This is a genomic window from Mesorhizobium sp. M1004 (assembly GCF_040318795.1).
GTDB lineage: Bacteria > Pseudomonadota > Alphaproteobacteria > Rhizobiales > Rhizobiaceae > Mesorhizobium.
Genome location: NZ_JAMYNB010000004.1, coordinates 437,367 through 449,587, shown reverse-complemented (window position 1 = coordinate 449,587; position 12,221 = coordinate 437,367). Strand labels below are relative to the sequence as shown.

Sequence of the window (12,221 nt, the reverse complement as noted above, 5' to 3'; positions counted from 1 at the left end):
GATGGGGCGTGCCGGGATTGATTTGCCACCCCGGCACGCCAGCCATGGTCCGCCATCTAAAGCCCTAGGGCTGCAAGACCATCGACCGTTTCGACCGTGATAGGCTGCACAGCGTCCACGATGATGGTGCCGGTTTTGAAGTCAGGGTGAACGACACCCAGACCTTCGATCGTCATGCCGTCGGTGATTTCACCGCCGCCCGCCAGAAAATCAGCCATCGTTACGAATACTTTGCCCGCTTCCAGAGGATTCCACATATAGCCGCCGTCAATAATGCCGGATTTGAGCATTGCGCTGCCTTGGCTAGGCGAGAATGAACCGACAAGAACCACCTTGTCACCAAGCTTCTGCTCCTCGATCGCGCGTCCGGCGCCGATCGGTCCCTGACTGCCGAACGTCAGGAAGCCGCCGAGGTCAGGATTGGCGGCAAGCACATCCAGAGCCGTCTTTCGGCTGTCATCGGCGCTCTCGGCGACGCCATATCTGTCGCCAACCATCTGCATGTCGGGAAAGTTCTTCTTCAGGTAGGCGATTGCAGCATCGGCCCAGGCATTGTGTGCGGGCACAGTAAGAGAACCTACGTACACCACGTACTTGCCTTTGCCGCCCATTTTCTCGGCAAATAGCTTAGCATGGGCCTCACCGAAACCAACGGCCGAGACCATTTCGAAGTCCCAATCAGCGTTCACCTGGTCCGGCGATTCATGAGTTATAACCTTGATGCCCGTTTCGCGCGCCTTTTTTAGAACTGGCTCGAGAACGTTTGCATCATTCGGCACGACCCCAATTACGCTGACGCCCTGAGCTATCAGGTCTTCGATCGCGCGGACCTGAAGTGCCGGGTCGGCGCTGGTCGGCCCGACCATGAAGCCGTCGTCGCCAAGCTCTTTCGACTTTTCCTTTATTCCCGTTTCCATCGCATTGAACCAGGGAATACCGCCGATCTTCACGACGACTCCAACCTTGATGTCCTTCGCCAGTGCAGCATCCATTGTGGCGACCGAAAGAGCTGCGCCGAACGCCGCCGCGAGTATAGTTTTTGCTAACATTTAGTTCCTCCCTGATTGACGAGTTTTTCAGTTGCCTATTGCCCATGTCGGCTTTGTTTGGCCCACCCCTTTGGGCCCTACGGCATTGACGCACTCGGCGCCGCATTCCTCCCAGAACGCGCCATAAAAGACTTTGAATGCCGGCCGGTCAAGGTGCTAAATAGATTTAGCAAGGCGGTCACGCCACCAGCGTCTAAAAACATTTCTCGATTGATGTAAACGATCCGCCCTTTCGCACTCAGGCTGCACCCGTAGAAACGACATGCGATCGCCCGCGAGCCTTGGGTCGAGGCGGTGCTACCCAGATCCGAGGTGCTGATGAACGGAGTTGAACTTCTGCAACGATGTCTCGTGACAAAGAATTGCTAGTGGTCGATGCTCGATTTGGATGCCGAATCCCAATCTTCTTGGGCGCCGTCATGCTCTCCGGTTCGCCCAAAGCTGGTCGGTACGGTCACCAGCGGAAAGTGGTCTATCGAATAATTCTCCAGAAGCGAAAATCCTTCAGCAATCATCACCTCGACATTCTGTCGGACCATGGTCACATCGAAGGGCAAATGCGCCGCGAATGGATCCCAGTCGAAGCTTCCGACAACAACCCGTCCAAGCTCACTTGAGGCTAGCGTCGAAGTGAACCGCAATGTTCCTTCAAGAGCGGTCACGCCGTTGACGAACATACCTGAGGGCAGATGCCCAAGCTGAGCGTATCGTGCAGCGAGAGACCGAGCAGCGTTGGTCGGTGCGTATCCGCAGCAGTCAATCGTGCCCGGGCCCGTAACAATCCCATGCGCTGCCAGCGCATCGTGAAAACCCAGCAAACGGCTACGTGTTGCGTCATCATCGCTGACCCCGCCAAAGAAGAAGAGATCTTCGGTGGAGCCCCCTCGTTCTTTCAATTTCTGAACAATGATCTCTGTGAGCGCCTTGGCGCCCCCGTAGTTGTCAGAAACAACTGAGGGAGCCCGACGGCCTGGCAGATCGATGTTGATGCACCGGACGCCCGCTGCCCGGCACAGATCATTCAGCGGATCGGGGTCACGAACGCCTGCAAGGAAGAGAAATTCCACCTGCTGAGCCAGCAGGGTTTCCGTCACACTCAACTCGTTATCAGGATTGCGATGGGTGCTGACGACGATCGGGCACAAGCGGTGGACGCGGGATTCCGCTTCAAAGGCTTCGGCCAATCCGGCGAAGAAGCGATTGCGGTAATGTGGCAAGATCATTCCAGCGAGTCCGGATCGGGAAAGCCGCAATCCTCGTGCCTTGAGGTTGACAGCATAGCCAAGCCGCTCAGCCCAATCGAGGATGGTCGCTGCGGTTTCCGCCTTGATCCGGTGCTGTTGCCACGAGCCATTGAGGACGAGACTGACGGCGGTCGGGGACGACTTTGCCGCCACCGCGATATCATAAATCGTTGACTTGCGTCGGACAGACTTTCTCGCCATTGGTGACGCTCCCGCTGGGAGATGCAGTAGACGCTAGTGCGGGGTCAAGGCAACATCTCTAAATTGCGTCAAACGGTTTGGAGGAGCGACCCCACGGAAGGACGCGGCCTCTCGTGCCTCCGGTCCGGTCTCCCTGATTGTCTCGATCGTTGCAATGACAGCGCCAGGGAAATCGGCAGATTTGGGATTTTCCCTGAAGCTTCGTTCAGCGTCACTGGAGACACCAACCCCAGTGTTTCGGCTTTGGTCTCCCCGATGATCAATCACCTTGCAAAGGTCGACGAGAAGTTTCGATCAGTTTGGAGCCCACCGTTGGCGATGGTCGGGCGCACGCGTCACGATCGAGTCCTCCGTTTCAATAGCGGGAAGATGAAAGCTTTGGGTTTCTGAGTCTCTATCTGGCCCCAAAAGGGTGCTGCCGGATGCGCCTTCGTCTCCGGGCGTTGTTTGCGTACTTGGCCGAGGTGCCCTTGCTTGGCAAGTTCCTTCCGCGACAAGGTCTGCTCGACAGCATTTTCGTCGCTATTGCCAATGCGGAGCCCCGGAGGATCAAAACCGGTTAGCAGCATGATGCCGACGGTTCAGAGCAAGCGACTCAGATTCCCGATTTGCTCAGAGTCTCCCAGCCTGTGGCTCTCCGTGCAGCGGGCCTTGAGCGTCTGGCTCGACCTTTTTGAAAGCTCGCCTCCAATCGCTGGACGAGTTTGGCGGCAAGGCTAGTCGTCTCCATCGGTGTTATGATCGATGCCAGGGAGGCCGCCTGGACCATGGCGTGAACTCATTGCCGTATGCTGGCAGTGCAAGGCAATGAACTGACTGCACAACATGTAGGTGCATTCGTGGATCAAATTTCCAGATAGCCAAACAGCGCACGTATCTCGATTAGGTGGCAAGGAGTTGCGAAAGCTATGTTCGCAGTTTGAGAATCGTCCGATATGCCGCACAACGATGCCGGCAAGACGAGCCGAGGATGATCTGAGGCAATGTTCAGATCCAAGAAGGACGGTTACCTGTGACCCAGAAAGGAATCACACTAAAGGACGTTGCCGCAGCGGCTAAGGTGTCGCGCGCCACGGCCGCGCGGGCGCTCAACAGCTATGGTTACGTTGGCGACGAGACGGCGCTCCGCGTGCTTGAGGCAGCCGAAAGGCTGGGCTATCGGGCCAACCTCGTCGCGCAGGCGCTGCGCAGCGGACAATTGCCGATCATAGGCTTCGTGCCCGGCGATATCCAGAATCCGTTCTTCGCCCGAATCGCGCACGACATAGAGGTGGAACTGCGCAAGCACCGCCACAATCTTCTGATTGCCAGCAGCGAGGAGAATGTAGAACAGGAGAAAGAACTGCTTGAGAGCCTTCGCTCGCTCAGCATTCGCGGCTTCATCCTTGCCCCAACGTCTGCAACCGACAGCCAGCATATTGTGCAACTGGCCCGCGAAGGCGCACCGATCGTGCTCATCGACCGCGTGGTAAAGGACCTGCAATGCGACAGCGTCGTCGTCGACAACGAGGGCGGGGCACGCGAGGCAGTGGACTATCTGGTTGGCAACGGTCACCACCGGATCGGTCTTTTGCGCGACGAGTCACGCATCTTTACGGCACAGGAACGCTTGGCTGGCTACCAAAACTCGCTCCACTCGCATGGGATCGCAATCGATGAAGCGCTCATCGGCGTATCGCGCTCGACCGTCGAGCACGCCATCGAAGCCACGATCCGCCTGTTCAGCCGGCGCAATCGCCCGACCGCACTGTTCACGGTGGACAGCCTCATGACGCAAGGCGCGCTTCTTGGCCTGCGTTCAATGGGGCTCTCGATTCCGCATGATGTGTCGGTGGTTGGCTTCGATGACTTCAACCTCGCCACGTTCACCGATCCGCAGATAACGGTCGTGGCGCAACCCATCTCCGAGATCGGACCGCTCGCCGCCAGATACCTGCTGGAGCGGCTTGCCGGCAAAAAGGTTGCACCGCGCCGTACCCGATTTCAGACCCGCTTGATCGTACGCGGATCGGTTGCCCGGCGCGCTGTGCGCTAAAGAGCAAACCCCTCGATTTCGGAGAATTTCGTCTAAAGGACTTGCCATTGGCGAAATTGCGTGCCCATTATTGCTTGTGAGATCGATCTCACATTGGGAAAACGAGCTAGACGGCCCACCGACGCCTAAGGCGGGCTAGAGGCCTGTAACATGCGAAATACAAGGAAAACGTCATGCTGAACTTCGATAGGGACCGCTTCGTGAAGATCCAAAGCGGGGCCGTCGCCGTCGCAGGTGAGGTTCGCTCACTCATGCGCACACTGCTGGCAGATGGCGTCGAGCGGCTGTTTTTCATGGGCACCGGCGGCGTGCAGCTTCTAACCTTGCCCGCGATCGAGTTGGCGCAGCGCTGTTCCACCTTCCCGGTGAGCGGTGCCTATCCGGCGCAGGTCGTGATCGATCCGCCCGCCGGTCTCGACAGCAAGGCCGTGGTGGTCATCCCGTCCTTGTCGGGCACGACCAAGGAAGGCGTCGAGCTCATGGCCTTTCTGAAAAAACGCGGTGTGCGCACGATTTCGCTCACCGGCCATTCGGATACGCCAATCGCACGGGAGGCTGACCACAATTTCACGAACTTCGCCGAAGACGACACCTCGTCGGAATCCTTCTACCTGCAGACGCTGCTGATCGTCCTGGCCCTGCTGGAAGAGCGCGGCGAATATGATGATTTTGATGGCACTGTCGCCGAACTCAAACTGCTGCCGGATCTGCTTGCCGACGCCAAGGCTGCCTTTGAGGACAGGGCGGCCGAACTGGCCCAGACAATCAAGGACGATACCTATCACATCTTCACCGGCGCCGGCTCGGTGTGGCCGGAGGCACACTATTACGGCATGTGCATCCTCGAAGAGATGCAGTGGATTCGCACCCGCCCGGTGCACGCCGCCGACTTCTTCCACGGTACGCTCGAGTTGGTCGAGCCGGGCGTCAGCGTTTTCGTGTTCAAGGGCGAAGATGCCCTTCGGCCCCTGGCCGACCGGGTCGAGAACTTCGCCAGGCGCTACACGGACCGCGTTCGCACGCTGGACGCGGCCTCGGTCAAGTTGCCGGGCATCTCCGCAAAGGTCCGCGGCATGATCTCGCCGGTTCTGCTCGCCACCTTGCTCGAGCGGCTGAGCGCCCATCTCGAGGTGCTGCGCAACCACCCGCTGACCACCCGTCGCTACTACAAACGCGTGGAATATTGATCCCCTCTTACCTCTGAAGGAGCTATCCATGAAACGTTCGCTGCAAGTCGTGGCGGTCACGGTGGCCGCGGTATCATCATTGGGGTTGTCGATAAGCGGCAGTTCCGCCGCTTCGCCGGCTGTCACGGCCGACCCAAACGCCAAGGTGGAATACACCGGCACGCTTTCGGTCCTGACCAAGTTCGGGCTGCAACAGCTGTCGCCCTATTTCGTCAACCTGGCACAGGCCTATGAGAAGCTCCATCCGGATGTGAAGGTCGAACTTATCCAGGAGAGCGACGACAGCGTGAAGGGCAAGACCAAGACGCTGGTCGCTTCCAACTCGCTGCCCGATATCTATTTCTCCTGGACAGGCAGTTGGGGTGGCAATTTCGTGCGCGGCAATCGCGCCGTTGATCTCACGCCCGTCATTGCTGCCGATACCGAGTGGGGCAAGTCGCTGTCTCCAGCCGCCGTCAAGGCGTTCCAGTACAACGGCAAGTTCTATGGCATTCCGCTTTACCAGGATGCCAAGTTCATGGGCTACAACAAGCAGATCTTCGCCAAGCTCAGCCTCAAGGCACCCGCCACTTTCGAGGACTTGCTGACCAGCTGCGATGCCATCCGCAAATCCGGCGTGACACCGATCTCCTTCGGCAACAAGGAGGCTTGGCCGGCGATCCACTTTGCAGGCCAGCTGCTCGCCTACAACGTGCCGCAGGCAACGCTGGAACGCGACTTCGATCCGGCCACCGCCCAATACAGCGATCCAGGCTATGTCGCAGCACTCAAGCAGTTCAGCCAGCTTGTCGAGCGCTGCACCGATGGCGCCGGCGTCAACGGCACATCCTATGCCTCGGCTCTCCAGGCCTTCACCAACGCCCAGTCGGCCATGTACTACCAGGAAATCATCGAGTTCGATCAGGCCGCCACGCCGGAGTCGGCGTTAAAGCCCGCCGATTTCGGATTCTTCCGGCTGCCGGTGCCCGCCGGCGCCAAGGGTGACGCCAAGTCGATCGAGGGCGCGCCGGAGGGCTACATGATCAATGCGGCATCGAAGAACATCCCGCTGGCGATCGATTTCATGAAGTTCGTGACCTCGAAGGAAAATGCGCAGGTCTTGTCTGCGCCACCCTATGGCCAGCCGAGCGCCACCATCGGCGGCGCCTCGGAATCGAACATGAGCGCGGCTGTGGTCGATGGCCTCAAGGATATCAACGCCGCCTCATACCTCATGCCCTGGCTGGATACGGCCAACCCACCGCGCGTCGCCGCCGTCTGGCTGTCCAGCCTGCAGGCGCTGGCGGGCGGCTCGATGACGCCCGAGCAAGTGATGGACGAGGTGCGCAAAGCCGCATCCGCGGCCAAATAAAGCAGGCGAGCATGGCAAGGGCCTCGGACACAGTGGACAGCGGCGCCGACATCGGCGTCGCCAGGCCGCAACGGCCAAAGAGCCGGCGGGCCTGCTTCGCCAACCTGTTGTCGTTGCGATGGGCGGCGATCGCGCTCATCCTCATCGGCTGGTTCGTCTATTATCCGATCGTCGACAATTTCATCGTCAGCACCACCGACCAGGACATCTACACCGGCGAGGTCACCAATGTCGGCCTCGCCAACTACGACCGGCTGCTGCATGACCCGGTCGTGCTGCTGGCGCTGTGGAAAAACTGCCTCTACGCTCTCATCTCCGTCATCTTCCAGGTCTTCGGCGCGTTCCTGCTGGCGGCCATTATCGAGGACCTGAAAAGCGAAAGCTGGCGCCGGCTGTGGCGCGCCGTCTATTTCGTGCCGTCGGCAATCTCGATCACGGTGACCGGCCTGCTGTTTTATTTCATCTACCAGCCGCAGATCGGCTTGCTGGATGCCGCGCTCAGCCGTGTTGGACTGAGCCAGCTCGTCATGCCTTGGCTCGGCAATGAGCACACCGCCATCTATGCCATCATCGCCATGAGCCAATGGCAGGGTTTTGGCTATTCGACGCTGCTGTTCGCCATTGCCATCCAGAAGGTCCCGCGCGACCTCTACGATGCCGCAACGATCGACGGCGCGGGTCCGCTTCGCCGCCTGTGGAGCATCACCTTTCCGCTCACCCGGGAAATGACGGGGTTGATGATCATCGTCACCATCACGGGCGCGTTCCAGGTGTTCAACGAGGTTATGGTGATGACCGCAGGCGGGCCCAACAACAGCAGCCAGGTGCTGGGCACGTGGCTCTACCAGAAGGCCTTCATCGAGGACAATTTCGGCTATGGCGCGGCGATCGCCGCCGTCATCTTCATGTTGACCATGCTCACAGGCGCGGCACAGCTCTGGTACACCAAGCGCCGCCGGGTGCAGCTATGAGTGCGATGGTCGCAGCCGGTCGCAGCCGGCACGTCAATGTGTGGTCGGTCATAGCCAGGACATTGCTCTATTCGTTCCTGGTCTGCCTCGGTGTCGTCGTCATCTATCCGCTGATCTGGATGGCGCTGAGCGGCTTCAAGGACAATGCACAGATCTTCGGCGATCCCTTCGCCCTGCCCACCCGTTGGTCGTGGAACAATTACCTGCAAGCGTGGAACCAGGGCGTGCGTGGCTACGTGACAGTCTCGGTGCTGGTGACCGTCGCTTCGGCTATATGCACCGTGCTGATCAGCGCCTGGACGGCCTTCGGCCTGACCCGCACCAAGATGCCGGCAAAGCCGCTGGTTGTTGCCATCGTTCTGGGCGGCTTGATGCTGAGCCCCACCGTGGCGATCATTCCACTGGTGAAGATGTTGCAGGCGCTCGGTCTCTACAACACCTACTGGGCACTGATCATTCTCTACACGGCGTTCCGTGTGCCGTTCACCACCTTCCTCATCCGCGCCTACATGCTGGATCTGCCTGAAGACATCGACGAGGCGGCGACGATGGATGGCGCCAGCGAGGGTCAGATCTTCTGGCGCATCACCTTGCCGCTGTGCCGGCCGATCATCATTTCCTGCGTCATCCTGCACGTCCTGTTCGCCTGGAACGAATATCTCTTCGCCATGATCTTCACGAGCGGCTCGGATGTGCAGACGCTGCCGGTCGGACTGACGTCGATCATGGCAACCCACGGGACCAACTATGCCGTGGTGTTCGCGGCCATGACGATCTCGGCGCTGCCTATCGTGATCGTGTTCTTTGCCGCGCAACGCTACTTCATCCGTGGCTTGGCCGAAGGCATCGGCAAATAACAATTCCCGAAAGGAGCCTTCATGCCGCAGCTCGCTGCTCATCAGCTGATCGGAGCCAATTTCAGCTTCCAGCACTTCCCCTTCGATGAGGTCGCCAGGACGATCCGAGGCTTTGGCCTGCGCGAGATCGAGCTGTGGGGGATTGCCCAGCATCTGGACCTGTTCCACGCCACGGACGCACGTGTCGAATCCGTTCGCCGGGTACTCGCCGACAACGAGCTGTCGGCCTGGTGCTTTACGCCTGAGCAGGTGTTGTATCCAATCAACATTGCCTCCGGCGACGCCGCACTGCGCCAGGACAGCATCGAGCGGTTTTGCCGTGCAGCCGACATCTGCGCGGCGCTTGGCGCCCGCTATCTCTTCCTGACGCCCGGCCGGGGCTACGAGAGCGAACCCCGGCAACCGGCATGGGACCGCGCGGTCGGTTCGATCGGCGAGATCGCCCGGCGCGCCGCCGCAAACGGGGTGCGCTGCCTGCTCGAGCCGTTGCAGCGGTTCGAGAGCAACCTCGTCAATGATGCGGCAGGCCTGCGCCAAATGCTGGATGAGGTGGGCGCCGGCAATATCGATATCGTGCTCGACACTGTCGCCATGGCCACGGCCGGCGACACCGTGGCCGGCTATGTCGACCTGTTCGGCTCGCGTCTGGCGCATGTCCATCTGGTCGACGGCACACCAGGCGGGCATCTGGTGTGGGGGGAGGGCACGCTGCCGCTCGGCCACTACGTCAGCGAACTCGCGCGCCTGGGCTATGCCGGAAAGTTCACCTTCGAGCCGTTCGGCAACGGCTCCTACGCGCTCGATCCGGTAAAAGCCTGGACACGCTGCCTTAGCGCCATCGCGCCATACCTCAATTGCGCAACGGTGCCGGCATGACGTCGAAGAAGCTTATCGCGGTCGGGGACAATTGCCTTGATGCCTATTTGACCAACAACTTGATGACGGTGGGCGGCAACGCCTTGAATGTCGCGGCGCAATGGCGGCGCAACGGCTGGTCCGCGCGCTATTTCGGCGCCGTCGGGAACGATCCCGAAGGCGACGTGGTGCTTGCCGAACTGCAAGGTGCCGGCCTATCCCCGGACGACGTCGAACGGCGTCGCGGCGATACGGCCGTCACCTTGCTGCGCGATGAATCCGGCGACCGGAAGTTCCTGCACGAATCCTTCGGTGTGGGCGAAAACTACATGCCGGCGCCCGCGCATTATGCGGTCATCGCCGCGGCCGACTGGGTGCATCTCGGCACCAACGCCAACAAGCACCTTGTTCAACGATTGGTGGCGGACCATGTGCCGTTCAGCATCGATCTATCGACCGCCCATATGGCGCTGCCGCTCGACGGTGTCCCGCTTTTGTTTGCGTCCGGACCGGACGATGTCGATGTTCCCATCGAGCCATCGCTGGGCGCGCTCAGGGCGGCCGGCGCAAGGCAGGTAGTTTTGACCTGTGGTCGACGCGGCTCCTACTTCGACGATGGCACGAATGTCGTGCATGCGCCGGCGACGCTTGTCGATGTCGTGGATACGTGTGGCGCCGGCGACAGTTTCATTGCCACTTTCCTCGCCGGCTTCCATTTCGGCGGCCTCGGCGCCCTGGAGGCATTGCACAGGGCGTCGATCGCGGCGGCGCAGACCTGCACCCATCTAGGCGGGTTTCCCCAGAGACCGCGTCCGATACCCGATTGGCTGCCAGCCAAATATGCCAGCTTCATTGTCGATGCGCAGGGAGCCCAAGCGTGAGTACACTTCGTTTGCGGCAGCCTGCGGTCGCGCTTCCATCTGACCGGTCGTTTTGGCTGCAGGACATTGCCGCCGCCCCTGCGAGCGAGCCATTGCGAGGCGACGAGCGCGCCGACGTGGTGATCGTCGGTGGCGGCTATACCGGTCTGTGGACGGCGCTGCGGATCCTTGAACTGGCGCCGCAAACGCGGGTGGTCATCCTTGAAGCCGATCTGTGCGGATCGGGGGCCTCGGGGCGCAACGGCGGTCAGGTCCATTCATGGTTCGCCGAAATCGACCAGATCAGTGCGGTCGTCGGTCTCGAGGAAGCGCGCCTGCTGTGCGCCGACACGGTGGCATCGATCGCGGAGCTGAAGACGCTGCAGCAAAACGGCACCATAGACATGGACCTGAGGCTGGACGGATGGTTGTGGACAGCAAGCTCCATTGCGCAGGAAGGCGCTTGGGAGACCGCCGTGGCCTTGACGGCGGCTGTTGGAGAAAACCGTTTCAGCCCGCTGACAGCCGAGGACATTCAACGCCGCACCGGTTCATCGGCCTCCTATGTCGGCGTCGTCGAGACCACTGCCGGCACGGTCCATCCCGCCAAACTTGCCATCGGATTGCGCAAGTTGGCACTGGCACGCGGCGTCATCATCCACGAGCGCAGCCCGGTCCTCGCCATCGAACCCGGCATGACATGCACGGTGCGCACGGCGCATGGCGCGGTACGGGCTGACAAAATCGTGCTTGCCGCCAACGCCTGGCTTTCCGCGCTGCCGGAACTGCGGCGGCATCTTTATGTGGTCGGCAGCGAGGTGATTGCCACTGCCGCCGTCCCCGAACTGCTCGACAGCATTGGCTGGCGCGACGGCGCCTCGATCTGCGATTCACAGGCCCAGGTGCTCTACTACCAGCGCACCATGCGGGGCAGGGTGGTCTTCGGCCGTGGCAGCGGCAACGTCGCCTTCAGTGGAAACTTCGGCGCCAGCTTCAACCGCAGTCCGGAGCACGGCCGCGACAATATGCGAGAGCTGCATCGGGTCTACCCGTCGCTGCGTGGTGTGGCGATCGAATATGACTGGTCGGGGCCGATCGACTGCGTGCCTGAACACGTTCCTGTCTTCGACCACCTGCGCGATCATCCCAACATCTTCTACGGCATGGGATTCAACGGCACCGGCATCGCGCAGACGCCGATCGCCGGACGCATTCTGGCGAGCCTGGTGCTCGAGCGAAAGGATCGCTGGAGCGAAAGCGGTCTGGTCGGCATCGAGCGGCGCATGTCGCTCCCACCTGAACCGCTGCGTTACCTCGGCGCCAGGCTTGTCGGCGCCGCGGTGCGCCGCAAGAACGAGGCCGAGATGCACAACCGCAAGGCCGGCAGGATCACCAATCTTCTGGCGGCGCTGAAGCCAGGCAGGCGCAAGAAGTAGCCGGGCATCTGGCTCATCGTCATGCTCTTCAAACCATGAGCCGGCACGTGCCGTCCCGATGACGGTGGACGCGGCATTGCGATCAGGGTGTTTGCTGGGTTGATCGACGTACATTCTTAAAGCGGAGTGCGTCGACCTTGTTCTAACGTATTCATGTGGGCCGTACCGCCGCCAG

At 60.6% G+C, this 12,221-nt stretch carries 10 protein-coding genes; 8 read left to right on the top strand and 2 right to left on the bottom strand.

Going from position 1 to position 12,221, the window contains the following annotated elements:
• Positions 1-56: 56 nt before the first annotated feature.
• Both NKH54_RS11410 and NKH54_RS11405 read right to left on the bottom strand, forming a co-directional pair.
• Positions 57-1,049 carry a substrate-binding domain-containing protein gene (locus NKH54_RS11410; RefSeq protein ID WP_031209051.1) on the bottom strand — a complete coding sequence of 331 codons (993 nt, stop codon included), beginning with the start codon at positions 1,047-1,049 and terminating at the stop codon, positions 57-59.
• Positions 1,050-1,414: 365 nt separating this feature from the next.
• Positions 1,415-2,494: a substrate-binding domain-containing protein gene (locus tag NKH54_RS11405; RefSeq protein ID WP_023692318.1), complete on the bottom strand. Its 1,080-nt coding sequence runs from the start codon at positions 2,492-2,494 to the stop codon at positions 1,415-1,417.
• Positions 2,495-3,506: 1,012 nt separating this feature from the next.
• Between NKH54_RS11405 and NKH54_RS11400 the strand changes: the two genes are divergently transcribed.
• From NKH54_RS11400 to NKH54_RS11365, 8 genes are all read left to right on the top strand, one after another.
• Positions 3,507-4,529 (top strand): LacI family DNA-binding transcriptional regulator, encoded by a 1,023-nt coding sequence (locus tag NKH54_RS11400; protein WP_031251278.1) that lies wholly within the window; start codon positions 3,507-3,509, stop codon positions 4,527-4,529.
• A gap of 173 nt (positions 4,530-4,702) precedes the next feature.
• Positions 4,703-5,716 carry an SIS domain-containing protein gene (locus NKH54_RS11395; RefSeq protein ID WP_023686869.1) on the top strand — a complete coding sequence of 338 codons (1,014 nt, stop codon included), beginning with the start codon at positions 4,703-4,705 and terminating at the stop codon, positions 5,714-5,716.
• A 28-nt stretch (positions 5,717-5,744) separates the two neighbouring features.
• Complete coding sequence (locus NKH54_RS11390; RefSeq protein ID WP_023686870.1) at positions 5,745-7,067, top strand: ABC transporter substrate-binding protein; 1,323 nt, start codon at positions 5,745-5,747, stop codon at positions 7,065-7,067.
• Positions 7,068-7,078: 11 nt separating this feature from the next.
• Complete coding sequence (locus NKH54_RS11385; protein WP_353028234.1) at positions 7,079-8,038, top strand: carbohydrate ABC transporter permease; 960 nt, start codon at positions 7,079-7,081, stop codon at positions 8,036-8,038.
• Complete coding sequence (locus NKH54_RS11380; protein ID WP_023667749.1) at positions 8,035-8,895, top strand: carbohydrate ABC transporter permease; 861 nt, start codon at positions 8,035-8,037, stop codon at positions 8,893-8,895. The genes NKH54_RS11385 and NKH54_RS11380 overlap by 4 nt, the downstream gene beginning before the upstream one ends.
• 21 nt (positions 8,896-8,916) lie before the next feature.
• The gene (locus NKH54_RS11375; protein WP_353028233.1) at positions 8,917-9,771 is read left to right on the top strand and encodes a sugar phosphate isomerase/epimerase family protein; all 855 of its coding nucleotides are present in this window, start codon (positions 8,917-8,919) and stop codon (positions 9,769-9,771) included.
• Positions 9,768-10,631, top strand: a complete 864-nt coding sequence (locus NKH54_RS11370) for a PfkB family carbohydrate kinase (RefSeq protein WP_353028232.1) — start codon at positions 9,768-9,770, stop codon at positions 10,629-10,631. The genes NKH54_RS11375 and NKH54_RS11370 overlap by 4 nt, the downstream gene beginning before the upstream one ends.
• Positions 10,628-12,046 (top strand): NAD(P)/FAD-dependent oxidoreductase, encoded by a 1,419-nt coding sequence (locus tag NKH54_RS11365; protein WP_353028231.1) that lies wholly within the window; start codon positions 10,628-10,630, stop codon positions 12,044-12,046. Before NKH54_RS11370 ends, NKH54_RS11365 begins: the two co-directional genes overlap by 4 nt.
• Positions 12,047-12,221 lie beyond the last annotated feature (175 nt).

Bases quoted from the DNA above. Each gene is read 5' to 3' on its own strand.
- NKH54_RS11380 (WP_023667749.1), top strand. From the start codon at position 8,035: ATGAGTGCGATGGTCGCAGCCGGTCGCAGCCGGCACGTCAATGTGTGG.
- NKH54_RS11410 (WP_031209051.1), bottom strand. From the start codon at position 1,049: ATGTTAGCAAAAACTATACTCGCGGCGGCGTTCGGCGCAGCTCTTTCG.
- NKH54_RS11390 (WP_023686870.1), top strand. From the start codon at position 5,745: ATGAAACGTTCGCTGCAAGTCGTGGCGGTCACGGTGGCCGCGGTATCA.
- NKH54_RS11370 (WP_353028232.1), top strand. From the start codon at position 9,768: ATGACGTCGAAGAAGCTTATCGCGGTCGGGGACAATTGCCTTGATGCC.
- NKH54_RS11405 (WP_023692318.1), bottom strand. From the start codon at position 2,494: ATGGCGAGAAAGTCTGTCCGACGCAAGTCAACGATTTATGATATCGCG.
- NKH54_RS11385 (WP_353028234.1), top strand. From the start codon at position 7,079: ATGGCAAGGGCCTCGGACACAGTGGACAGCGGCGCCGACATCGGCGTC.
- NKH54_RS11375 (WP_353028233.1), top strand. From the start codon at position 8,917: ATGCCGCAGCTCGCTGCTCATCAGCTGATCGGAGCCAATTTCAGCTTC.
- NKH54_RS11395 (WP_023686869.1), top strand. From the start codon at position 4,703: ATGCTGAACTTCGATAGGGACCGCTTCGTGAAGATCCAAAGCGGGGCC.